At 43.8% G+C, this 23954-nt stretch carries 21 protein-coding genes; 7 read left to right on the top strand and 14 right to left on the bottom strand.

The genetic code is table 11. The features are described from left to right. Positions 1-4: 4 nt before the first annotated feature. Together J4N40_RS03690 and J4N40_RS03685 are read left to right on the top strand one after the other, a co-directional pair. A complete protein-coding gene (locus J4N40_RS03690) occupies positions 5-682 on the top strand; it encodes a C39 family peptidase (protein WP_005380165.1) in 678 nt (225 codons plus the stop codon). A gap of 54 nt (positions 683-736) precedes the next feature. Beyond that, positions 737-1303 carry a hypothetical protein gene (locus tag J4N40_RS03685; protein ID WP_005391689.1) on the top strand — a complete coding sequence of 189 codons (567 nt, stop codon included), beginning with the start codon at positions 737-739 and terminating at the stop codon, positions 1301-1303. Positions 1304-1527: 224 nt separating this feature from the next. On the opposite strand, the gene J4N40_RS03680 is transcribed toward J4N40_RS03685, so the two are convergent. Continuing rightward, positions 1528-2523 carry a transporter gene (locus J4N40_RS03680; RefSeq protein ID WP_005380160.1) on the bottom strand — a complete coding sequence of 332 codons (996 nt, stop codon included), beginning with the start codon at positions 2521-2523 and terminating at the stop codon, positions 1528-1530. A gap of 476 nt (positions 2524-2999) precedes the next feature. On the opposite strand from J4N40_RS03680, the gene J4N40_RS03675 reads away from it, so the two are divergent. Beyond that, the gene (locus J4N40_RS03675) at positions 3000-4691 is read left to right on the top strand and encodes an AMP-binding protein (RefSeq protein WP_005391687.1); all 1692 of its coding nucleotides are present in this window, start codon (positions 3000-3002) and stop codon (positions 4689-4691) included. A gap of 68 nt (positions 4692-4759) precedes the next feature. Here the strand turns inward: J4N40_RS03675 and J4N40_RS03670 are convergent, their stop codons facing one another. After that, a complete protein-coding gene (locus tag J4N40_RS03670; protein WP_224721253.1) occupies positions 4760-4960 on the bottom strand; it encodes a DUF1127 domain-containing protein in 201 nt (66 codons plus the stop codon). 106 nt (positions 4961-5066) lie between these two features. Here J4N40_RS03670 and J4N40_RS03665 point away from each other — a divergent pair, with 106 nt between their 5' ends. Further along, positions 5067-6014 (top strand): LysR substrate-binding domain-containing protein, encoded by a 948-nt coding sequence (locus J4N40_RS03665; protein ID WP_250654373.1) that lies wholly within the window; start codon positions 5067-5069, stop codon positions 6012-6014. 118 nt (positions 6015-6132) lie between these two features. On the opposite strand, the gene fusA is transcribed toward J4N40_RS03665, so the two are convergent. Together fusA and radA are read right to left on the bottom strand one after the other, a co-directional pair. Then, a complete protein-coding gene (gene fusA, locus J4N40_RS03660) occupies positions 6133-8223 on the bottom strand; it encodes an elongation factor G (RefSeq protein ID WP_005386444.1) in 2091 nt (696 codons plus the stop codon). 215 nt (positions 8224-8438) lie between these two features. Then, positions 8439-9818 carry a DNA repair protein RadA gene (radA, locus tag J4N40_RS03655; RefSeq protein WP_250654372.1) on the bottom strand — a complete coding sequence of 460 codons (1380 nt, stop codon included), beginning with the start codon at positions 9816-9818 and terminating at the stop codon, positions 8439-8441. 136 nt (positions 9819-9954) lie between these two features. On the opposite strand from radA, the gene J4N40_RS03650 reads away from it, so the two are divergent. After that, positions 9955-12303: a PilZ domain-containing protein gene (locus J4N40_RS03650; RefSeq protein WP_042521363.1), complete on the top strand. Its 2349-nt coding sequence runs from the start codon at positions 9955-9957 to the stop codon at positions 12301-12303. Positions 12304-12366: 63 nt separating this feature from the next. Here the strand turns inward: J4N40_RS03650 and serB are convergent, their stop codons facing one another. After that, positions 12367-13347 carry a phosphoserine phosphatase gene (gene serB, locus J4N40_RS03645; RefSeq protein ID WP_005386439.1) on the bottom strand — a complete coding sequence of 327 codons (981 nt, stop codon included), beginning with the start codon at positions 13345-13347 and terminating at the stop codon, positions 12367-12369. Between the two features lie 91 nt (positions 13348-13438). Here serB and J4N40_RS03640 point away from each other — a divergent pair, with 91 nt between their 5' ends. Beyond that, positions 13439-14044 (top strand): YtjB family periplasmic protein, encoded by a 606-nt coding sequence (locus tag J4N40_RS03640; protein WP_005391677.1) that lies wholly within the window; start codon positions 13439-13441, stop codon positions 14042-14044. A gap of 95 nt (positions 14045-14139) precedes the next feature. Here J4N40_RS03640 and deoD read toward each other — a convergent pair whose 3' ends face one another. From deoD to deoC, 4 genes are all read right to left on the bottom strand, one after another. After that, a complete protein-coding gene (gene deoD / locus J4N40_RS03635; RefSeq protein WP_005380140.1) occupies positions 14140-14859 on the bottom strand; it encodes a purine-nucleoside phosphorylase in 720 nt (239 codons plus the stop codon). Positions 14860-15002: 143 nt separating this feature from the next. After that, on the bottom strand, positions 15003-16223 hold the full coding sequence (locus tag J4N40_RS03630; protein WP_054576312.1) for a phosphopentomutase: 1221 nt from the start codon (positions 16221-16223) through the stop codon (positions 15003-15005). A gap of 68 nt (positions 16224-16291) precedes the next feature. After that, positions 16292-17620: a thymidine phosphorylase gene (deoA, locus tag J4N40_RS03625; RefSeq protein ID WP_025768209.1), complete on the bottom strand. Its 1329-nt coding sequence runs from the start codon at positions 17618-17620 to the stop codon at positions 16292-16294. A gap of 97 nt (positions 17621-17717) precedes the next feature. Continuing rightward, positions 17718-18494 (bottom strand): deoxyribose-phosphate aldolase, encoded by a 777-nt coding sequence (gene deoC, locus J4N40_RS03620; protein WP_005380133.1) that lies wholly within the window; start codon positions 18492-18494, stop codon positions 17718-17720. A gap of 90 nt (positions 18495-18584) precedes the next feature. Here deoC and J4N40_RS24545 point away from each other — a divergent pair, with 90 nt between their 5' ends. Then, positions 18585-18719, top strand: coding sequence for a hypothetical protein (locus J4N40_RS24545; RefSeq protein ID WP_005391675.1), 135 nt, complete (start codon positions 18585-18587; stop codon positions 18717-18719). Between the two features lie 358 nt (positions 18720-19077). Here the strand turns inward: J4N40_RS24545 and J4N40_RS03615 are convergent, their stop codons facing one another. The 5 genes from J4N40_RS03615 to rimI form a co-directional block, all read right to left on the bottom strand. After that, complete coding sequence (locus tag J4N40_RS03615; RefSeq protein ID WP_005380131.1) at positions 19078-20361, bottom strand: NupC/NupG family nucleoside CNT transporter; 1284 nt, start codon at positions 20359-20361, stop codon at positions 19078-19080. A gap of 204 nt (positions 20362-20565) precedes the next feature. Then, positions 20566-21339, bottom strand: a complete 774-nt coding sequence (locus tag J4N40_RS03610; protein WP_250654371.1) for a TatD family hydrolase — start codon at positions 21337-21339, stop codon at positions 20566-20568. Next, entirely contained in the window at positions 21326-21523 is a 198-nt protein-coding gene (locus tag J4N40_RS03605) for a DUF5363 family protein (RefSeq protein ID WP_005380125.1), read from the bottom strand. Before J4N40_RS03605 ends, J4N40_RS03610 begins: the two co-directional genes overlap by 14 nt. A 94-nt stretch (positions 21524-21617) precedes the next feature. Continuing rightward, entirely contained in the window at positions 21618-23207 is a 1590-nt protein-coding gene (gene prfC, locus J4N40_RS03600; protein WP_005380123.1) for a peptide chain release factor 3, read from the bottom strand. Between the two features lie 285 nt (positions 23208-23492). Continuing rightward, positions 23493-23948: a ribosomal protein S18-alanine N-acetyltransferase gene (rimI, locus tag J4N40_RS03595; RefSeq protein ID WP_005386430.1), complete on the bottom strand. Its 456-nt coding sequence runs from the start codon at positions 23946-23948 to the stop codon at positions 23493-23495. Positions 23949-23954: the final 6 nt, after the last annotated feature.

Raw genomic sequence — 23954 nt, 5'->3', positions numbered from 1 at the left:
CAATATGAAAGTATTAAATAACTTAATTTGGCTGATGCTCGTTTATTCAGCATCAGCCATTTCATTAGAACTGCTACCTTACCGAGCACATTACTCTGTTCCTGTTAAAAGCTACAAAGAAATAGTGTTCGGTGATGTTTTTCGCCAACAGTATGACTTCAGCTGTGGCTCTGCCGCCCTGGCTTCTCTTCTCACTTTTCATTATGCAACAGAGTCATCTGAACAAGATATCTTCAAAAGCATGTTTGAAAAAGGTGATAAAGAAAAAATCAAAGAGAAAGGTTTTTCTTTGTTGGATATGAAGTTTTACTTGGATTCCATAGGGTTACGTTCTGACGGCTTTCAAGTAGGACTGGAGAAAATTAAAGAAGTCGGCGTCCCTGGGATTACTCTCGTTAATTTCGACGGGTATATGCATTTTGTTGTCATCAGAGGTATAAACAATCACTCAGTTATTCTAGGAGACCCTTCTAGAGGAACCATGATAATGAAACTGGATGAGTTTGAAAAATATTACCAAGGAATTGTGTTACTGGTCCGTAACGAAGCGGAAATGGGACGGTCTAGCTTTATAACCAATGATAATTTCACCGTATATCAAAGATCACCATTAAAAACAGGAGTGTCTAGAGATTCCTTAGGGGTATTTAGCATTACTCTCCCAGTTTCCGGTGAAAATTAATATAACATTGTTTTAAATAACTTTAAGAACTTAACAACCTGAAAGGCCTACATTATGAACTACAATAAATTTTTGTTAGTGCTTTGTATGCTAATACCTCATTTTAATGTGAATGCTAAAGATGTTGGCCTGAAAGAACTTACTCCTCTTTCAAATTTATCTTTAGAAGAATATCGAGGTGGTTTCCAAATTACGGACGAGTATATTATTAATATTGGATTAAGCATTACTACGACTATAAATGGCGATGATATTTTGAACACAAATATTGCCAACTTAGTAATTGAAAATGGTAATTTAAAAAACATTAGCGCAAATAGTGAAAATCAAAGTGGAGATGTTTTCAACCAGGGTATTGTTAACATCATACAATTTGGTGAAGGCAATATTATTGGAGATGATTCTATAGATTCACCCAAAATGCCTTCGTCTCAAAATCCTAATATAATAAGTTCAGACTTTATAAATTCAAGTATTATCAATATTATTCAAAACACGAAAGATAACAGTATTATTGGACTTAGCACGCTCGTAGACATTGATGCTCAAGTAAATGGGGTAATACGGGAAATCAAAGCAAACCAACAATTAGAAGACGCCTTATTGAACCACCTTCAATGAGCATTTCCATTTTTATCTGAAAAATTGTCACGTTAAGCTTCTTTGATATTAGAAACGACTGATATCTATGATTACATACCAAAAGAAAGTTCGATATATCAATCGGCCACCATCATTTTAAGAATATATACCTACTTTATCCAATATAATCCAATCAATTTATAATGCGAACACTAGGCGCTAACGATAAATTAGGCCCAAGACTCAAGGGCCTAATATCCATTTTACAAATTAAAAGGTACTCGTACTGTTAATTGAAAGTCGGGAGTATCTTCTGTAAGACCAGCTTGAGCACTAACATTGATAGATGAGCGTTCACTAAAGGCATAGTTTATACCAAAAGTTAATGCATCTAATTGAAGCAACTTAGCATCATCTGCCGATCTGCCATTTACTTTGCTTTTTAAAATAGTTTTATGGCTAAGTCCTAAAGAGAATGAAAGATCAGGATTCACCGCAAACCCCATTCCCCCTGAAAGAGAAATAGTGTCTCCAAGTTCAACATCAGCTTTTGTGTCGCCAACTGTAACAGTATCCTCTAAGTTATAAATATAACTTAGACTAGCGAACAAGACCGCAGGATCAACAGGGTGAATAAGAGATAAATTAGGCTCAAAACTCCAAAAACCCGAACCTGTAGGGACATCACTAAATGAGTTGCTTCCATCTTCAATAGAAACATCATAAGGCGATCGTCCTGTATCCGACTTTACTCTAAGGCCACCTACCCAGTATGGCGCAGACTCAAAGTTAAACTGGTGCCTCAATGCGAACTCTACATCACCAAGCCCTCCGCCATCCACCGTTGTGTTTACTACTTCACTGTTTGAACCATCTTGAATGGGGCGCGTAGAAACTTGGTCATTACGATACACATACGGCACTCTAACTTCTAACTCTGTGGCGTTTGTTAAACCGTACCGAGCAGTTAATCCAACGGTTACTGTAGTCCTATCCGAATCACTCACTTCAATTCGCCCAACAATCAGAGTTGGTAAGACTGTATACCCAACAACAGATACTTTGTTTGAAGAGTTTTGTGTATAGCTTAAAGACGAATCAAATGACCATTTACCTTTAGGTGTGAGAACGCCTGGGCGCTCAATAACATCACCAACCGTTTGGGCACGCTGAGGAATATCATCTCCTTCAGCACCATATGCATTCCCCGCAATGAATAAACTACAAAGATAGGTACCCAGTAAAGTCTTCCGTAACATCACATCTTTCCTTTTGCTGATGATCGTACCCAAGTAATCTCAGGCAATAGCTTGAGGTGAAGCTCCTAACTTTCCAAAGTAAGATTAGTATAGCTACTTCAAAACCACGACATACCTTTAAGTTTGGCGCTTTGAAGAAATTAGGAGACATTTATACTTATCTTCAACACTAAGCCACTAGTTAATAAATAATTAGGATAGATTCTATGTTTTCGCAATATTATTAATAAAATAAATTGCTTACCTGTGCTCTTAGTATGAAGTCGGTATGACATAACAGCTGAAAAGCCTGTTCTCTTTTGCGTAGCATCAATCACATTGCTTTTTAGATCGAGTCGCTCCGACTTCAACCATAACTAACGCTATCTTCCCCACATATTTCATCAAAATGCATTCCCGTGTCGCGATTTAACATGCTAAAGTTAACAATGCGTTAACAATTATAAATACAATGAGAAGACATGGAGTCACTTAAAATGAATCAGCCGAATCTAAATAGCGCTGCTGGTTGCGCTCTCCCACCACCAAATGAAATGATCCTCAAATGGGCTCAAGAGCGTCCAAATGAGGTCTACCTAAAACAAATTATTAACCGACAGTTTGTTGAGTACACATTCTCTGATGTTGCAGATCAAGCCTTAAAACTTGTCAGCGCACTACGCTCGCTTGGTGTAAAGCCTGGCGACAAAGTCGCGTTAGTATCTAAAAACTGTGCAGAATGGTTTATTTGCGATCTTGCTATGATGCTTGGTGACTATGTCAGTGTGCCAATCTTTCCTACCGCCGGTGCAGACACCATCGAATACTGTGTGACTCATAGTGAAAGTAAAGCGATCATTGGCGGAAAACTCGATGATCCCAAAGCAACTCAGCAAGTCATTGATGCTATGCCTGAACTCATTAGCATCGCTCTACCTTATGACACGGCACCAAAGTGTAAGCACGAATACCAAGCGCTCATTGCAGATGCAATGCCAAGTGAAGAGCGTCCGCAGCATTACGATGACAAGCTAATGTCGTTGGTGTATACCTCAGGTACATCAGGGTTACCGAAAGGCGCGATGCTAACTTACGGCGCATTCAGTTGGTCTGTTCAGCAACTGATCAATCATATTGGTATCCAAGAAAACGACCGATTGTTCTCTTATTTACCGCTCGCTCATATTACAGAGCGTGTTTATATCTTCGGTTCATCGATTATGGGTGGCGTGCCAACAGCATTTCCAGAGTCACTGGACACTTTTATCGAAGATGTGAAGATGCACCGACCAACTCTGTTTATCTCCGTCCCACGATTATGGACGCTATTCCAGCAACGTATTCAAGACAAACTTCCACAGAAGAAGCTCAATATTCTGTTGAAAATCCCATTCGTCAATTCTTTGATCAAGAAAAAGCTAGCAGATGGTCTAGGTTTAGATCAGGCTCGAGTATTAGGCTGTGGCTCTGCACCTGTCTCGCCAGCGCTGTTGGAATGGTACCACTCAGTGGGCCTTGATATCACAGAGGCTTGGGGGATGACGGAATCATTTGCCTACAGCACGCTCAACTACCCATTTAGAGCTGACAAAATTGGTAGTGTCGGTAATGCAGGGCCAGGCATTGAGTTAAAAATCGCAGCCGATGATGAAATCATGGTGCGTGGCAAAGGGCTATTTTCTGGCTACTACAAAAATGATATTGCCACCCAAGAGTCTTTTGATTCAGAGGGCTGGCTACACACAGGCGATATCGGCGCTATCGACTCAGATGGTTATCTAACGATTCAAGGCCGTAAAAAAGATAACTTCAAAACCGCCAAAGGTAAATTTGTCTCTCCGGTTCCTATCGAGAAAAAGCTTTTCGAGTACAGTCGCGTAGAGATGATGTGTCTCATCGGTTTAGGGCTACCCGCTCCGATTCTTTTGGTTGTGCCACATGACTTCCCTAACTTTGATCGAGAGCGATACGCACGTACCACACGTAAAGTTATTGCCAGGATGAATCAAGAACTCGCCTCTCATGAGCAAATCAAAGGTGTGTTAATGATTAAAGAACCTTGGAGTATAGAAAATGGCGTACTGACGCCAACGCTTAAAATTAAACGTCATGTGCTCGAACAAAAGTATCATGAGATAGGCCACAATTGGCCAAAAGATGAATTGGTCGTGTGGGAAGAAGACTTGTAATTTTGCTTGCACTCCTCAACACCATTGGGGAGTGCAACTTAACTTTGAGCTTGAATCAAACTCATAGACTACTCTCTCCAGAATGGCTTACTCACTTCACAACTAATCTCCCTTTCACCTAATCCAATATCGTCCCAAAGGTGCTTTGGTAACTCTCTCAAGTGACGACGTGTCTTATAGTTCCTTCTCCAAGCCGCCAGTTTAGAATAAATTAACTGTAACCCGCTCTGATGGGCAGTAGGTATAGTACGCTCACAAGTGTGTGTCATGTTTTCCATTTCAAAGATCCCTATACAATGTTGACCACTTAATAATCAGCGACTACGCTGATAACCTCAAACGATAGAATCTGCCATAGAGTTAAGGAAAACTAATGTGAAAGATCGAATGCCTCCCTTACAAAGCTTGTATTACTTTTTCGTTGCAGCAAAGGAAGGAAGCTTTAAAACGGCAGCAAAAGAACTGTTTGTTACGCCAGCGGCCATTAGTCAGCAAATTCGTCATTTAGAAGAGTTCTTAGGCACGGACCTATTTGTTCGTCAGCACAGAAAAATCGTGCTCACACCAGAGGGAGAGCTACTGTTTAGTCAGGCAGAAAGAGGGTTTGCTCATTTGCAGCAAGGGGGAAGATTAGTCAATCAAGATCCAAACCCGAACCACCTTTCGATATCAACACTCCCCTCTTTCGCTCATCATTGGTTAGTCCCGAAAATTACGGCTTTTCGTCAGCGTCACCCTGATATCGCCTTGCTATTAGAACCAACCAATGATTTGGTGTCTTTTCAAGATAGCCAGATAGATTTATGTGTTCGTTACGGTTTAGGAAAGTACCCCAATTTAGAATCACAATGGCTAATGGACGAAGCTTTTTATCCAGCTTGTCATCCGGTGTACCAGAAAGAGCACGGGATCTATAACATCGAGGATTTAAGCAAAGCTGAGCTGATTGAAGATGTTTGGCCTGATCTTGATTGGAATATGTGGTTAGCAACCTTGGGTCACTGCGCAGCAAAGCCTACCTTAAAATACAGTGGATCACATCTCGTGCTTGAGGCTGCACTATCACTTCAAGGCGTGGCATTAGTAAAACACAGTTTAGCTCATCAATATTTTCGTTCTGGCAAATTGGTCCGAATTGGAGATATCGCTATCAAGCCCAACTTTGCGTATTACTTGTGTGCGCCAAAAGGCTACTTAAAAAGACCTAAAGCTCAATTGTTTGCGCAATGGTTGAAGGAAGAAATAGAAATATTTGAAAAGTCAGTGGTACCAGACTTTAAGACCATTGACCTAAAAGGCAACAGTACTAGAACGGCATCATAACAATCGTCAAAACAAACGCTAAATAGGAATAAAACAAACACGCTCTGCGTATAAGACTGCTAAATACAAAAAGCCCCGCACTAAGCGGGGCTTTCAAGTTATAGAGTTAACTTAAGAATTACTTCTTAGCGTTACGCTCTTTAACGTCAGCAATTACTTGCTCTGCAACGTTTGTTGGACATGGTGCGTAGTGTGAGAACTCCATAGAGAACTGACCACGACCAGAAGTCATAGTACGTAGAGTACCGATGTAACCAAACATTTCTGATAGAGGTACATCACCCTTGATACGTACGCCAGTAGACGCTGCTTGTTGGTCTTTGATCATACCACGACGACGGTTAAGGTCACCGATTACGTCACCAACGTGATCTTCTGGAGTGAACACGTCAACTTTCATGATTGGCTCAAGAAGTTGCGCGCCAGCTTTAGGCATAGACTGACGGAATGCACCTTTCGCTGCGATTTCGTAAGCGATAGCTGAAGAGTCAACTGCGTGGAAACCACCGTCGAATAGTTCAACTTCAACGTCTAGAGTAGGGAAGCCAGCTAGAACACCGTGCTCCATCATTGACGCAAAGCCTTTCTCAACTGCAGGCCAGAATTCTTTAGGTACGTTACCACCAACAACTGTTGATTTGAACGTGAAGCCAGAGTTTGGCTCACCTGGTTTGATGCGGTAATCGATCTTACCGAACTGACCAGAACCACCAGACTGTTTCTTGTGCGTGTAGCTATCTTCGATTGCTTGAGTGATAGTTTCACGGTAAGCAACCTGTGGAGCACCAACTTCTAGCTCAACGCCGTAAGTACGCTTAAGGATATCTACCTTAATGTCTAGGTGAAGTTCACCCATACCTTTCAGGATAGTTTCGCCTGAATCTTCATCAGTCTCAACTTGGAATGATGGATCTTCTGCAACCATTTTACCGATCGCGATACCCATCTTCTCAGAACCGCCTTTATCTTTAGGCTTAACTGCGATAGAGATTACTGGATCTGGGAAGATCATTGGCTCAAGAGTACATTCGTGCTTAGGATCACATAGAGTGTGACCAGTTTGAACGTTCTTCATACCAACTACAGCGATGATGTCACCAGCTTGTGCTGAATCGATCTCGTTACGCTCGTCCGCGTGCATCTCAACCATACGGCCGATACGCTCTGTTTTACCAGTTGCAGAGTTAAGGATTGTATCACCTTTCTTCATCTTACCAGAGTAGATGCGGATAAAGGTTAGAGCACCGAAGCGGTCATCCATAATCTTAAATGCAAGAGCACGTAGTGGCTCGTCTGCAGATACAGTCGCAACTTCACCAGTTGGCTCACCAGTCTCTGAATCAGTTAGAGGCTGTGGATCAACTTCTGTTGGAGATGGTAGGTAATCAATTACCGCGTCAAGAATAAGTTGGATACCTTTGTTCTTGTACGCTGAACCACAGTAAGTTGGGAAGAATGCTAGATCACGAGTACCTTTACGGATACAACGTTTGATGTCTTCTAGAGATGGCTCTTCGCCTTCTTCTAGGTAAGCCATCATTAGATCTTCGTCTTGCTCTAGAGCAGTTTCGATTAGCATTTCACGGTATTCAGCAGCTTTCTCTACCATGTCTGCTGGAATATCTTGAACTTCGTAGTTCTCTGGTTGGCCAGACTCATCCCATACGTAAGCTTGTTGGCTTAGTACGTCTACAACACCTACGAAATCTTCTTCGATACCGATAGGTAGAGTCATAACTAGAGGTGTAGCACCTAGTACGTTCTGTACTTGATCTACAACTTTGTAGAAATCTGCGCCCATACGGTCTAGTTTGTTAACGAAGATCAGACGTGATACGTGTGATTCGTCAGCGTAACGCCAGTTAGTTTCTGACTGAGGCTCAACACCACCAGAACCACAGAATACACCGATACCACCGTCAAGTACTTTTAGAGAACGGTAAACTTCGATAGTGAAGTCAACGTGTCCAGGAGTATCGATGATGTTTAGACGGTGATCGTTCCAGAAACAAGTTGTTGCTGCAGACTGGATTGTGATACCACGCTCAGCTTCCTGCTCCATGAAGTCAGTAGTAGTTGAACCGTCGTGAGTGTCACCGATCTTATGGATCTTACCAGTTAGCTTTAGGATACGCTCTGTAGAGGTAGTTTTACCCGCGTCTACGTGAGCAAAAATACCAATGTTTCTGTATTTTGATAAATCAGTCATTGTCTTACTCTGTTAATAAGGTATAAAGTGCGCGCAGAGTATATCACATTCTGTCAATACTGATACCCTTGCGTGCGGATGGAAGAAAAAAAATTTTAACGTGAAATTTCCGTCCCCAAAGCATAGTCAAACACAGCAATTTATGTACTTTATTCGCATTTTATTGAGGACGAATAGAACAGTTTGTGATTGCACAAATACCATTCTTATGAGCATTACAGCTCGTCAAAAGCCTCTATAGCTTCCGACAATTTCTTAACGCCGTGAATTTGCATGCCAGGGGTGCCACCTTTCGGCATGTTGGCTGCTGGCACGATGGCTTTCTTGAAACCATGTTTGAACGCTTCATTCAAACGCTCTTGCCCACTTGGCACTGGACGGATTTCGCCCGCAAGCCCTACCTCACCAAAAATCACCACATCTTTAGGGAGTGGACGGTCACGAAAACTCGATAAAAGCGCCATAACTAAAGCAAGATCAGCGCTCGTCTCCGTCACCTTAACACCGCCAACCACATTAACAAAGACATCTTGGTCTGCCATTTGTAAGCCACCATGCTTATGCAACACAGCGAGCAAAAGTGATAGGCGGTTCTGCTCCAAGCCGACCGCAACACGACGAGGGTTGGCTAACTGCGAGTAATCCACCAGCGCTTGAATCTCTACTAGCAGAGGGCGCGTGCCTTCCCAAACCACCATGACGGAAGAGCCTGATGTTTCTTCTTCACCACGAGAAAGGAAGATCGCTGATGGGTTACTCACTTCTTTCAATCCTTGGCCTGTCATTGCAAAGACACCAAGCTCATTCACAGCGCCAAAACGGTTTTTATGACTACGCAAAGTGCGGAATCGGCTATCCGTTCCACCATCGAGTAGTACCGAACAGTCGATAATGTGTTCAAGAACTTTGGGGCCCGCAAGGGTACCATCTTTTGTTACGTGACCAACAATAAATACCGCAACATTATTCTGTTTTGCGTATCGTGTCAGAGCCGTCGCAGATTCACGTACCTGAGCAACACTGCCAGGCGACGATTGAACATCAGAAACGTGCATCACCTGAATCGAGTCTATTACCATTATACGAGGCTGCTCTTTTTCGGCGATTTGGCAAATTTTGTCGACGTTCGTTTCCGATAGCATTTTTAAATGATCTTTCGGCAAGCCCAATCGGGAAGCACGCATTGCCACCTGCTGTAATGACTCTTCACCGGTTACGTAAAGCGTTGGCATTTGCGCAGATAAACTACACATGGTTTGCAACAGAAGGGTTGATTTACCTGCACCAGGGTTACCACCAATCAAAATTGCGGCACCTGGCACAACACCACCACCCAACACGCGGTCAAGCTCTTTAAACCCACTGGTGAAGCGAGGTACTTCTTGCAGATCAATTTCGGATAGCGTTTGAACCGTAGCTTCTGTTGCGGAACCAGCGTAGCCGCTTAAGCGTTCATTGCGAGCAACGGTTGGCGATGCTGCGATACGTACTTCTGTTATCGTATTCCATGCACCACATGCGTTACACTGCCCCTGCCAACGGGGAAAGTCCGCGCCACAATCATTACAAACATACGCTCGTTTTGCTTTCGCCATGATGCCTCAATTTTTTCTACAAATGTGACTAAGCACAGCCAAGTCAGACCTGAACTGAAATGAACTATTGATATACTTAAGTATTACTTCGCTTAGCCGATACAATTTAAAGTAACGACATACTCTAACAGAAATAATGCAGCAATCTGAAATTCTCTCGCTCGCAGAACGACTCATTCCCGTTTACGGTACGAATGACTTTGACTTTGTCCTTGGCCAACTGACCGAGGAAGAGCCGCCTTCGGCCAAAATTTTGGTTAAAATGGAACTTAACCGCTTAATGGCTCCATGCAAAAAAAGCATTGATTTGCGAGGTCGCGTTCAAGGCGAATGTCGCGAGTATATTTTGGATGGCATTCCACATTGGTTGGATGATGTTGCTTTCAACGCTTACCATAAAAACATCAAAAAGTTTGGCTGCTACACGGAAGGAATGTGGGAAGCATTGGTCAACACGCGAAATAACTTTCGCGTAATGAGCAAGCGCCTTACTCAGCAAAAAACGCAATCGTTAACGGATCCTAAAAGCCCGTTCTTAGCAGAACCCGTTCACCTAGGCTACGATTTAAAGCGCCAAGAAAAACGCTTGAAAGTCCAATCTCAAGTTGAAATTTGCCGTTCTAAAGGACAGCTTCTTCATGGATTAAGCATTGATTTATCTAGCTCTGGCGCAAAGTTTAAAGTCCCTAGCGCATTTAAATATAACCTTGGGGAAATTATTCAGGTCACGTTTACTGAATTTGCCAGCAAATCTAACGTTGCAGGTATAGAGAAACCGCTTGCATACCGCATACTCGCGGTTGATGACTGTTACGAAAATGACTCAGTTCGATACCTCAGAACCATACGCTTAACTGATACCAATGTCGTCACCAGAGTGATAGATGAAGCGCTCAACAGTGCTGTTAAAAGGGCTCGTCACGACAATCAAGACAAGATTATTCGAGCTCGAACTCGCGGTTATGAGCACATCGCACTAAAGCACACCAGCAGCTTGCCTCTATTCTTTGATGGTAGTGACCTAAAATTAGCAATGTTAACGCCAAACAATCAAAAGCTTTGGCAATACTGGCACGATGAGAGAAACCAGCAAATGTTTGGTTCCTTATTCAACGAGCAACGCATCGCGTCACTCATTAAGCCTGGTGTTAAAGGAACAACCAATGTCCTTTATTCATTTACTCACGAGCACGAGAATCGAACCTATTTCTATTCGATGTTTCGCCCTGAAGCAACTCGCGAACAGCGCCAGCTATTTTGGCATTTAGGTGGCAAACGAGAGAGTTGGCGCGCCTTTAGAATTTCAATCTTTGAACTATCAGAGCAAGAACAGGAAGACCTAGCAGCATTCTCTCCAGAGTTGGCAGAAACGTCTCAATCACTGACTCATATTGGTATTTTGCAAGAAATTGCTGACGAAAAGTCAGGGCAGGATTACCTGCTAACTGAAAAGCCGCGCTTACCCGCTAATACATTAAACGCGTTTCGCCATCCGAGAAGAGTTATCGGCAATCCAAAGGGCATTTATTTTGATGCAAAGTCTCGTCGTAAAGAGCCTCGTTATCGTTTTAAAACACCTTTAGAGTTGTACTCAGGACAAACTAGAACCGGCGGTTGTACTGTTGACCTTTCCAAACGAGGACTCGGAATTAGGCTAAGTGAGCCCACGATGTTACGTTCTGGGCAAGAGGTAAGAATCAACTTTCGAGAATTACAACTCTACGACAAAAAATTGCCGTTAATGTCGGTGCCATATCGAGTAATTCGTGTAAGCCCAGATGGTTGTAGCGTGCAGCTAGTTATTGATGAAAGCAGCCAAACCATGAAGGTAATCGCTTTTTTCAACAGCATTATCGAGCACAATCAAGACAAGCTAATCCCGCAAAAAGAGACGCTACCAAGTAATGCTCTACTTGAAAGGCTGCACTGCATGTTGCTCTCGCGTACGCTGAGCACGCCCATTTTTATCAGTAAGAGTACGTCATCTTCAATAAAAACCCCCGTTATCGGGGTGAACTTGCCGCTACCTAAACACATTGAGCTTTTTGCCCGTCTTGGGCATGATCAACTGTTGTCACTTGAACCTATCTTTAAAGGCCGGACAAGCACATTAATCGCAGAGCCAATAAAACGTGTAGAAGGTGCTCAAGCCAGACATCAGGATATCTACATAAGCGCCGCAAAAGTAGGCAATAAAATTACAGGCATTGAGTCAAAGCTTCATCAAGAGTTCAACAGCGTAAAAGAGCGGATTCAATTTATAAAGAAAGCGCGAATGATGGGTGACTTTTACGTGATTCGCCTTTCTACTGCGCCAATTTTCGATCCGATGACATCATTACTGCAACAAGATTTAAGTGACTTAACCCAATTTGGTGTACATCAAGCAAGCAAGTTAGAAAAAGAGTTGACGGCGCTCGTTGGTTACAGTGAATTTGAAGACATTACTGAAGAGGTAGTAATTAGATTGGAGTTAACCGAGTAAATTCAAAGTCATACCAAATTGAAAAAAAACACCGCCTTTCTGGCGGTGTTTTTGAATGGATGGTTAAGGTTTAGCTTTCCAGCTGACCTTTTGCTGCTTCACCAATGCGCCAGATAAAATACAGAGCACACCGCCCAACCCTGCAAAGCGAATCGCTGATTGCGCTTGAGCTTCCACTTTTGGTTTTGCGTGATACGCAATCCCTAATCCTGCCACCGACATCATCACAAGATCATTAGCGCCATCACCGACAGCAACCGTGTTGTGCTGCTCAATTTCATATTCATCCGCCAGTTCCACTAGAATGTCAGACTTCATCTGCGCCGTTACCACATCACCAAGTACGTTACCCGTGAGTTTGCCGTCAATAATTTCTAATTGATTGGAGCGAGCAAAATCTAAGTCGACTTTATCTTTGATGTAATCAGAGAAGTAAGTAAAACCACCGGAAGCAATCGCTGTTTTCCAGCCCAAGGCTTTCAACGTCGCAATTAGCGCTTCAAAGTCCGGCATGAATGGTAACTGGGAACGAACTTGTTCAAGAATTGATTCATCGGCACCTTTGAGCTTACCAACTCGCTGACGTAAACTTTGCTCAAAATCCAGCTCACCTTGCATGGCACGTTCAGTGACTTCAGCGACTTCATCCCCTACTCCTGCCAGTTTCGCGATTTCATCAATACACTCTATCTGGATCGCCGTTGAATCCATATCAAATACAATCAACCCTTGGGTTGATAGATCGGGCACTTCATTAAGCGAGGCGTAATCTAGGTTGAGACTTTGTAAGATCGTTTCATGTTGAGGAGTCAACTCTCCGGCCATCAGGGCTACTTCATATTGGCCAACTTTCCACGTTTCTAGTATCGGGTTGTAAAAGCCGGTGAAGAAATCAATGTCTTCGAAGTGACTTGGCGAAAGGTACTCAGCAAATACGATCCAGTTTGCTTTTGCTTTATCTAATTGGGAGGCAAATCGAGTCTCGGGTAATCGTTTTAAAAGTGTCGTATGTTTTCTGATAGGCAAGCTTTTTGACGCGTCCATGTATATAATCCCTTATGACTTTGCTAAAACGTTACCTCAACAAACTAAAAAGGCAAGTCTTTGTTTTATTTTAAATGGATGAGTAAAGAGCATGAGTGAATCTTTGTTCTCAGTAAGGAATGCCCTAAGAATTCTGGCACTAATCCTACTGTGTGTGATGTTGTTTATCACAATAAAAAACAGTGTTGTGATCAGTAAGGGTAATGAGAAAATTCAAGCACAACAGCTTGAAACACTCACCAAAGTTTTGATTTCACAGGCGTCTCTTTCTGCCAGTGAGATGATTTTAACTAAAGATCAAGAACGATTACTTCAGCTAACAAACCAGCTAGCACAAGACCGTTTAGTGTTTGATGCAACAATCTACGATGCACAGGGTGTACGTTTAGCGTCTAGTGAAGAGGCATTATCGGTACGCGAAGTTCTTGGCCTAGATACGCCTTTGGCAACAGCTTCCATTGGTCGCCAGCAGTTGGTTGAACCAGTTTTTGCAGATGGTGCGCTTATCGGTTTTGTTCGCGTGACCTTTGAGACGGGCCGGGTGACGGCTATTTCTGACCACCACTATCGCAAGAGCGATCGTTATATGTACATGATGGTCTTAATGAGCTTTGTCTGTGGTATGTTGTTCATCTTGATTTTACGTCGACAACCGATACGTCGTAAAAAAGCGCCAAACCTGCTGCTAACCAAGTAACTAGGTAGCGCTAACAACTCATATAAAAACAGCCCGCAATGTGCGGGCTGTTTTTTTAGCTCTTGAGAGCGAAAAATAGAATGACTCTTCGTCGCTTACTCTTCGTCACCAAGCAATACTGAATCTAGTGCGATTAGCATCATGTCGTTGAATGTCGTTTGACGCTCGTCAGATGTAGTCTGTTCGCCAGTCTTGATATGATCAGAAACCGTACAGATTGTCAGAGCTTTTGCACCGTATTCTGCCGCAACACCGTAAATACCAGCAGCTTCCATTTCAACACCAACAATGCCGTACTTGTCCATTACATCGAACATTTCTGGATCTGGCGTGTAGAAAAGCTCTGCTGAGAATAGGTTACCAACTTTAACGTCAATACCGCGAGCTTTTGCAGCGTCTTCTGCCGCACGAACCATGTTGTAGTCTGCGATTGCCGCGAAGTCATGACCTTTAAAGCGGATACGGTTCACTTTAGAGTCAGTACATGCACCCATGCCGATCACAACATCACGCACTTTGATGTCTTCATTCACTGCGCCACAGCTGCCAACACGGATGATTTTCTTCACGCCGAAGTCTTTGATTAGTTCAGTCGCGTAAATCGAGCATGATGGGATACCCATACCATGGCCCATGACCGAGATCTTACGGCCTTTGTATGTGCCTGTGTAACCAAACATATTACGAACGTCACACACTTGAACGACATCTTCAAGGAAAGTCTCTGCGATGTATTTTGCACGTAGTGGATCGCCAGGCATCAGTACGACGTCTGCAAATGCACCCATTTCAGCATTGATATGTGGAGTTGCCATTTTCTTTTCCTTAACCTTTCTCTAGCGCTCCGCGCTTAAGGCGATATAAGCCAGAGTATTCTCATTTCCGACAAGCAGCATTTACATACTGCAAACATAAAACTAGGAGCAATCAAGCTCCTAGTTTTCAAAAACCTAACTAATTATAGGAAGTTCTTACCGTAATCCATTGGAGAAGTACCGAAGTAACTTGCCAATGTTTGACCGATATCTGCGAATGTTTCGCGGCGGCCAAGAGAACCAGCTGGTACTTTTTGACCATAAACCAATACTGGGATGTGCTCACGAGTATGGTCAGTACCTGGCCATGTTGGGTCACAGCCGTGGTCTGCCGTTAGGATAAGAACATCGTCTTCTTCCATAATCTCTAGCACTTCATTGATACGACCATCGAAGTACTCAAGTGCCGCTGCGTAACCCGCTACGTCACGACGGTGACCGTAAGCTGAGTCGAAGTCTACAAAGTTAGTGAATACGATCGTGTTGTCGCCCGCTTCTTTGATTTGCTCTAGCGTTGCTTCGAACAATGCAGGGATACCTGTCGCTTTCACTTTCTTAGTGATGCCGCAGTTTGCGTAGATATCAGCAATCTTACCAATAGAAACCACGTTGCCTTGCTTCTCTTCAACAAGTTTCTGTAGAACCGTTGCTGATGGTGGCTCAACAGAAAGGTCACGACGGTTACCTGTACGCTCAAATTGACCTTTACCAGCACCAACGAATGGGCGCGCGATAACACGACCAATGTTGTAATCTTCTAGCTCTTCACGTGCGATTTGGCAAAGCTCTAGTAGACGGTCTAGACCGAAAGTCTCTTCGTGACATGCGATTTGGAATACAGAGTCAGCAGACGTGTAGAAGATTGGTTTGCCAGTCTTCATGTGCTCTTCACCAAGATCGTCAAGAACTTGAGTACCAGACGCGTGACAGTTACCTAGGAAACCGTCAAGACCTGCACGCTCAAGAATGCGGTCAGTCAATTCTTTCGGGAAGCTGTTTGCTTTGTCAGTGAAGTAACCCCAGTCAAACAGAACAGGCACACCTGCGATTTCCCAGTGACCAGACGGCGTGTCTTTACCTGAAGAAAGCTCTGCTGCATGACCGTATGCACCAATGATTTCAGCGTCTGCGTCTAGTCCAGGTGCGAAGCGACCTGTCGATTCTTTATGCGCCATTGCCAAACCAAGTTTCGATAGATTTGGAAGGCGAAGTGCACCTTGGCGATTGTCGTTATCTGCTAAGCCTTTGTCACATTGGTCAGCGATGTGACCTAGTGTGTCTGAACCTACATCACCAAATTCTTTAGCATCGGCAGTTGCACCGATACCGAATGAGTCTAGTACTAAAATAAATGCTCTTTTCATTGCTCGTTCCTTAGGCCCACTCGGCTTTTTATTATGGTTGAGTAGGCCTTGTGTAATTACTTGTTCTATTAGATATCTTCTGCACGAATTTGGCGGTAAACCTCTGGAGTTGGTGTGTATTCACCACCTACTTTGATTGCACTGCGCAGTGCTTTTGCCGCTTCTTCCCATTGCTCTTCAGTGCGAGCGTGGATGACCGCAAGAGGTTTATCACTGTCTGCGACCTCACCTAGGCGGATGAACTCGTCGAAACCAACTGCGTAGTCGATTTCATCAGTAGCAACACGACGACCACCACCCATAGCAACCACAGCCATGCCGATAGCACGTGTATCCATTGCAGAGACAATGCCCGTTTCTGTTGCGTAAACTGGCTTAATGATTGCTGCTTTTTCTAAGTAGTTGTCGTAGTTTTCTACGAAGTCCGCAGGGCCGCCTAAACCGGCAACCATCTTGCCGAAGCACTCAGCCGCTTTGCCGTTATCCAGCACTTCCATCAGTTTTGCGCGTGCGTCTTCTGTGTTCTCAGCAAGCTTGCCAAGTACTAACATTTCAGCACATGAAGCCATGGTCACTTCAAGTAGACGAGGATTACGGTATTCACCCGTTAAGAAACGAACCGCTTCACGAACTTCCACTGCGTTACCCGCTGAAGACGCCAATACTTGGTTCATGTCCGTAAGAATTGCCGTAGTTTTAGTGCCAGCACCGTTTGCTACCGCAACGATTGATTTTGCTAGCTCTTCAGACGCTTCGTAAGTTGGCATAAATGCACCTGAACCCACTTTTACGTCCATCACTAGCGATTCCAGACCCGCCGCCAGTTTCTTAGAAAGGATCGACGCCGTAATCAGGGAGATATTGTCTACCGTTGCGGTAATATCACGAGTCGCGTAAACACGCTTATCCGCAGGAGCAAGGTCACCAGTTTGACCGATGATCGCCACACCAGCGTCTTTGGTTACTTGACCAAAAACATCGTTGCTCGGCGTAATGTTGTAACCAGGGATAGATTCAAGTTTATCCAGCGTACCGCCTGTATGACCAAGACCGCGGCCAGAGATCATAGGTACGAAACCGCCACACGCTGCCACCATTGGGCCAAGCATTAAAGAAGTTACGTCACCCACACCACCGGTTGAGTGTTTGTCGACAATTGGACCACCGAAGTTCATGTGGCTCCAGTCGATAACCATGCCCGAATCACGCATTGCACACGTTAAGGCGATGCGCTCATCCATGGTCATTTCATTAAAGAAAATCGTCATAGCAAACGCCGCAATCTGACCTTCAGATACCGTGTTGTTCGCTACGCCTTGAATAAAGAAGTTGATTTCGTCTGCGGTAAGTACTTCACCGTCACGTTTTTTACGAATGATTTCTTGTGGTAAATACATTAGTGCCTCCCAAGCTCTTTTGAGCCATGGTTGTAGTAGGATAGAAGAGGTTTGGTAGCACCCGTTTAGGTGCTACCGTTCAGACGTATTATTGGAATTAGTACGCTGTTGGATCAGCGACGTCGTCCGATACTTCTAATGTATTTAGTAGGTTGGTTAGCAGGCTAGACGCACCAAAACGGTAGTGACGAGCATCAACCCAGTTGTCACCTAGGATTTCGTCAGCCATTGCTAGGTATGCTGCTGCGTCTTCAGCAGTGCGCACACCACCTGCTGGTTTGAAACCAACAGTTTCTGCAACACCCATGTCGCGAATAACTTCAAGCATCATGCGAGCGTATTCTGGTGTTGCGTTTACTGGCACTTTACCAGTTGAAGTTTTAATGAAGTCAGCACCTGCTTCAATACAGATTTGAGATGCTTTCTTGATTAGTGCTTCTTCTTTTAGTTCACCTGTTTCGATGATCACTTTAAGAAGAATGTCACCACAAGCTTCTTTACATTGCTTAACTAGTTCGAAGCCTACTTTCTCATCACCCGCCATTAGCGCGCGGTAAGGAAAAACTACGTCAACTTCGTCTGCACCGTAAGCAACCGCCGCTTTTGTTTCAGCAACTGCGATTTCAATGTCGTCGTTACCATGTGGGAAGTTCGTTACTGTTGCAATACGAACCTCTGGCGTACCTTGCTCACGAAGTGTCTTCTTAGCAATAGGAATAAAGCGAGGGTAAATACAAATTGCAGCTGTGTTGCCTACTGCTGTTTTCGCGTCATGACATAGTGAGATCACTTTTGCATCAGTGTCATCGTCATTCAACGTAGTTAGGTCCATAAGTTTAAGTGCACGTAGCGCTGCTGCTTTTAAATCGCTCATTTCTATCTCCGATCAATATTCAAAAAATTCACTACTCAGCCTTACATCACGTCTTTAACTATAATCAACAAGTCGAGACAATGTGAGTAAATGGCTAAACAGTCTATTAATGAACGGACTTGGTTCCCTGAAGACTCGGCATATACAGCGAAAATTTATCATATGCCAATTGCTATCCTTGTCACCGCACAGTACCAGTTTGGCCTATGGCACAACAATCTATGATTGCGGTGTCTTTAATATCACATCACAAAGCAAAACGCCTATTAGATCTGATATTGCAGGGCAATTCATTTGCCCATCGATTATGTAATATTCATTACGTGATTAAGAATCAAGCTTAACCACTATCCTGTGATTAATACATTATAGAGTTTCACCGCAAAACTGTAGCACCAAATAGAGCGCAAACGGTTTGTATCTCAAAATTTCCTAGCCCCTATTCCATTGACTGCGTAATACCTCGACTAAGGCAAACACCCGATGAAATTTTGGAGCCCGAAAAACGAAAAATGCCCCGCAGCAATCTCTTGCTACAGGGCATGATGTAAAACGGCGTCTATATATTAAGAACCGATTCTAATTATAGTGCTGCAAGGCTTAAGCAGAAGCCTGCAATTGTCGCTGCCATAAGGTTAGACAACGTACCTGCAAGAACTGCTTTAACACCCATGCGAGCGATGTCACTACGACGGTTTGGTGCAAGGCTACCTAGACCACCAAGTAGAATCGCGATAGAAGAAAGGTTCGCGAAACCACATAGTGCGAATGAGATGATAGCTGTTGTCTTCTCAGACATTACTTCACCAGTTGCCGCGATTACTTGAGCGTTTTCACCTAGATATGGTGTGAAGTTCAAGTAAGCAACGAATTCGTTCACTACGATTTTCTGACCGATGAATGAACCAGCTGTTACAGCTTCTGCCCATGGAACACCGATTAGGAATGCTAGTGGAGAAAACGCGTAACCTAGGATTAGCTCTAGTGTTAGTTCTGGCATGCCGAACCAACCACCGATGCCACCTAGCATACCGTTGATTAGCGCGATTAGACCAACGAATGCGATTAGCATTGCACCTACGTTAAGCGCAAGTTGTAGACCAGAAGCCGCACCGCCCGCAGCTGCGTCGATTACGTTAACTGGTTTGTCGTCACCGCCGTCCATCGCTTCTTCGATACTTTCGTGAGGCTGGTCAGTCTCTGGGTGAAGGATTTTAGCGAACAGTAGACCACCTGGTGCTGCCATGAATGATGCCGCAACTAGGTACTCTAGTGGAACACCCATAGATGCGTAACCAGCTAGTACACCACCAGCAACAGAAGCTAGACCACCACACATTACCGCGAATAGCTCTGATTGAGTCATTTTTGGAACGAATGGGCGAACAACTAGAGGTGCCTCAGTTTGACCTACGAAAATGTTAGCTGCCGCTGACATTGATTCCGCACGAGAAGTGCCTAGCGCTTTTTGTAGTGCGCCACCAAGAATCTTGATAACCCATTGCATAACGCCAATGTAGTAAAGAACTGAAATCAGTGCAGAGAAGAAGATCAGTGTAGGAAGAACACGGAATGCGAAGATGAAACCGCCGCCGCCGAATACTTCGAACATCTTGTCAGAAACAAGACCACCGAACAGGAATGATGAACCATCGTTACCGTAGTTGATAACGTTAGAAACACCTGAAGAGAAACCGTTTAGTAGATCACGGCCCCAAGGTACATACAGAACAAATGCACCTAATGCGAATTGGATAGCGAATGCGCCACCCACAGTTCTAAAGTTGATAGCTTTTCGGTTGTTAGAAAATGCCACTGCAATCGCAAGAAGCACTACCATACCGATTAGGCTCATAAACAGGCTCATAGTTTATGACTTCCTTATAAGTTATTTATTGGCGTGTTACAAAATGGAGCTATAAAGCGGGGGCAATTATACTCATGCAGAATCAATTAAAGTAATGCCAGCCTCACACTTTCCTATAAGATTCATGATTGATTCAACCAGCTTTGTGAGTTAATTCACAATAAGCAGGAAAACGTTTTCGATTTCAAACCACATCTTTAGATTTTATTCACATATCGAGAAAGCAAAATTGCTATTTTTCCACAGTTGAGAGGCAATCGATTGCTTTCGGCCGTTATGCAACTCTACGAGCTCATTAAAGACGTGAATGAGTTTGGCTGGGTGATTTGACTCCCCTTGATATCCAAGTATAGGCATATCTGGTGCGTCTGTTTCGATTACTAGGTTTTCGAGTGGTAATTTTTGAATTGCGTCGCGTGTTTTCTTGGCTCTTGGGTAGGTAATCGTTCCTCCTACACCGATAAAAAAACCTAATTTGACCCACTCCATGGCTTGCTGATAACTCCCAGAAAAAGCGTGTAGCACACCACCTCTAGGGAGATTCGCCGCTTTCACCATTTGAATGAGGCGATTGTGCGCTTTTCGGCTATGTAAAATAACTGGGAGTTCGAAGCGTCTAGCCAGCTCAAATTGAACTTCAAGTATCTTTTCTTGCAACTGTGGATCAACATCAATGGTAAAATCTAAACCACACTCTCCTATTGCCACGCACTGCTGCCCTTTTTGATTTAGATAGCCTTCTAGCTCTGTAAGGTGCTGCTCAACGTTATCTTCAAGAAAATACGGATGAAAGCCGAGCGCATAATACAAATTGGCATGTTGCTCTGCCAAAGTTTGAATACGAGCCCAGTTTTGCGGACCGACGGAAGGAATCAAAATTCTTGCGACGCCTTGCGTTTGAGCAAGCTCAAGTTGATGTGCAAAGTCATCTTGAAACACATCAAAATCAAAGTGGCAGTGCGTATCAAAGAGCTTCATCTTGACGCTTTTTATCTGTATCTGCGGGCAGAAAATCAGAGGATGGTTGGGCTTCACTCTTCTCTTCAGTTTGATGGGCTGGGTCTTTTCGATATGGGACACAACTGCGTTTCTGATCGGGAGTTAACCCCATCTCTTTACACCAGTTGTCGTAACGCTTTAGCCCACGTTTAAACCAATTCATATCTTATCCTTATATAAAAACGCCCTTGGCTAAGTTTATAGCCAAGGGCGTTTTAAAATCTAGTTTGCGTTAAGGCTTACCCTAACCGCGCAAATTAGTGCTCACGCGTCGCACGGAAATCAACGTCAGGGAAACGCTCTTTCGCCAAGTTTAAGTTAACCATTGTTGGGGCGATATACGTTAGGTTATCACCACCATCCAATGCTAAGTTCGCTTGATTCTTGCGTTGGAACTCATCCAGTTTCTTCGCATCACCACACTCAACCCAACGAGCAGTTGCAACGTTAATGCCTTCATAAATCGCTTCAACGTTATACTCAGATTTCAAACGAGCCACAACAACATCGAACTGAAGTACACCAACGGCACCAACGATCAGATCGTTGTTCTGTAGAGGACGGAATACCTGTACCGCACCTTCTTCTGATAGCTGAACCAAACCTTTGAGAAGCTGCTTCTGCTTTAATGGATCTTTCAGGCGAATACGACGGAATAGTTCCGGAGCGAAGTTCGGAATACCAGAGAACTTCAGTGATTCACCTTGCGTAAAGGTATCACCAATCTGAATAGTGCCGTGGTTGTGTAGACCAATGATGTCACCGGCGTAAGCGTGTTCTGCACGTGCACGGTCACCAGCCATAAAGGTTACTGCATCAGAGATACTCACTTGCTTGCCAAGACGAACGTGGTTCATCTTCATACCTTGCGTGTAAGTGCCCGATACAATACGCATGAATGCGATACGGTCGCGGTGTTTTGGGTCCATATTCGCTTGGATCTTAAATACGAAACCAGAGAACTTCTCTTCAGTCGCTTCAACTTCACGTTCAACCGCTTGACGAGTTTTCGGCGCTGGAGCCCATTCAGTTAGACCGTCTAGCATATGATCCACACCAAAGTTACCTAATGCAGTACCGAAGTAAACTGGCGTCAGGTCACCTGTTAAGAACATTTCCAAATCAAACTCAGGGCAAGCACCCATGACAAGCTCAAGCTCTTCTCGAACACTTTCCGCAAGGCCTGCACCAACTTTTTCATCAAGCTCTGGGTTATCGAGACCTTTGATGATTCGAACTTCTTGAATCTCATGACCGTGACCTGATTCGTATAAAATCGTTTCATCACGGTGAATGTGGTAAACACCTTTAAACTCTTTACCACAGCCGATTGGCCATGTGATTGGCGCACACATCATGCCCAATTCGTTTTCTACTTCATCCAATACTTCCATTGGATCACGAACGTCACGGTCAAGTTTGTTCATGAAGGTTACGATTGGCGTGTCACGTAGACGTGTAACTTCCATTAGTTTACGAGTACGGTCCTCAACACCTTTCGCCGCATCGATAACCATCAAACACGAGTCTACTGCCGTTAACGTACGGTATGTATCTTCCGAGAAGTCTTCGTGTCCAGGCGTATCAAGTAGGTTTACCAGACAGTCATTGTAAGGGAACTGCATTACAGAAGTGGTTACCGAGATACCACGTTCTTTTTCCATTTCCATCCAGTCTGATTTTGCGTGCTGTGCGTTACCACGACCTTTAACCGTACCTGCTTTTTGGATCGCGTTTCCGAATAAAAGGACTTTTTCAGTAATGGTGGTTTTACCCGCATCCGGGTGAGAAATAATAGCGAACGTTCTGCGCTTAGACACTTCGCCTAAAAAAAGGGGATTTGACATTAGTTAATCTTCTAAATTACTTTCATGCTCACAAAATAGGCAAGCATATCTACTATTCGATATTGTGCGGTATTCTCGCTTATTATCGCTGTGCTAGCAAACTGGAAAGACATGAACTGAATTTACTCGGCTCACCAGCCTTTACCTGCAACTAACAAGGGAAAGCCAGCTCCACACAAAGAGATGTAAAAATTCAAAAAATTATTATTACATATTCAAAAGCCTCGAATCCGGATACGCATTTAAAGCATAAGTGTTGATGAGGTAATTAGTAACGGCCTAAAACTAACTCAAAAATAAGTAACTCATGATAATGGCGTCTTCCTTACCATTTCCCGATTTAGCTGGGTAATAGTTGTAACGACGGTCCACTTCATTAAAACCTGCTTGCTCATAAATATGGATAGCTGGGTGATTACTTTCACGCACTTCTAACCAAGCACTCTCTGCTTTGGCTTGTTCACAGTGTTCAATAAACGCGTCCAGCAATTTTTGCCCTAGCCCTCTGCCCTGTTGAGAAGGCGCTACTGCAATATTTAATAGTGTCACTTCTCCAACAATATTCTGTCCATAGAAGTAACCAACCACTTGAGAGCCTTCCAGCATCACATGATGGCAAGCACCGCGACTGGATAAGTCACGAACCAAAGATTCGGCCCAAGGGTGAGAATGTGCTTGCTGCTCGATTTGCCAAACTTGGTCGAGGTGCTCTGCACGCATCGGCGTAATTTCAATTGTCACGCATTA

The sequence above is a fragment of the Vibrio sp. SCSIO 43097 genome (genome assembly GCF_023650755.1).
GTDB classification, from domain to species: domain Bacteria; phylum Pseudomonadota; class Gammaproteobacteria; order Enterobacterales; family Vibrionaceae; genus Vibrio; species Vibrio alginolyticus.
Note: the sequence above shows the minus strand (reverse complement) of the source record. Positions and strands in the feature narration are given on the sequence as shown.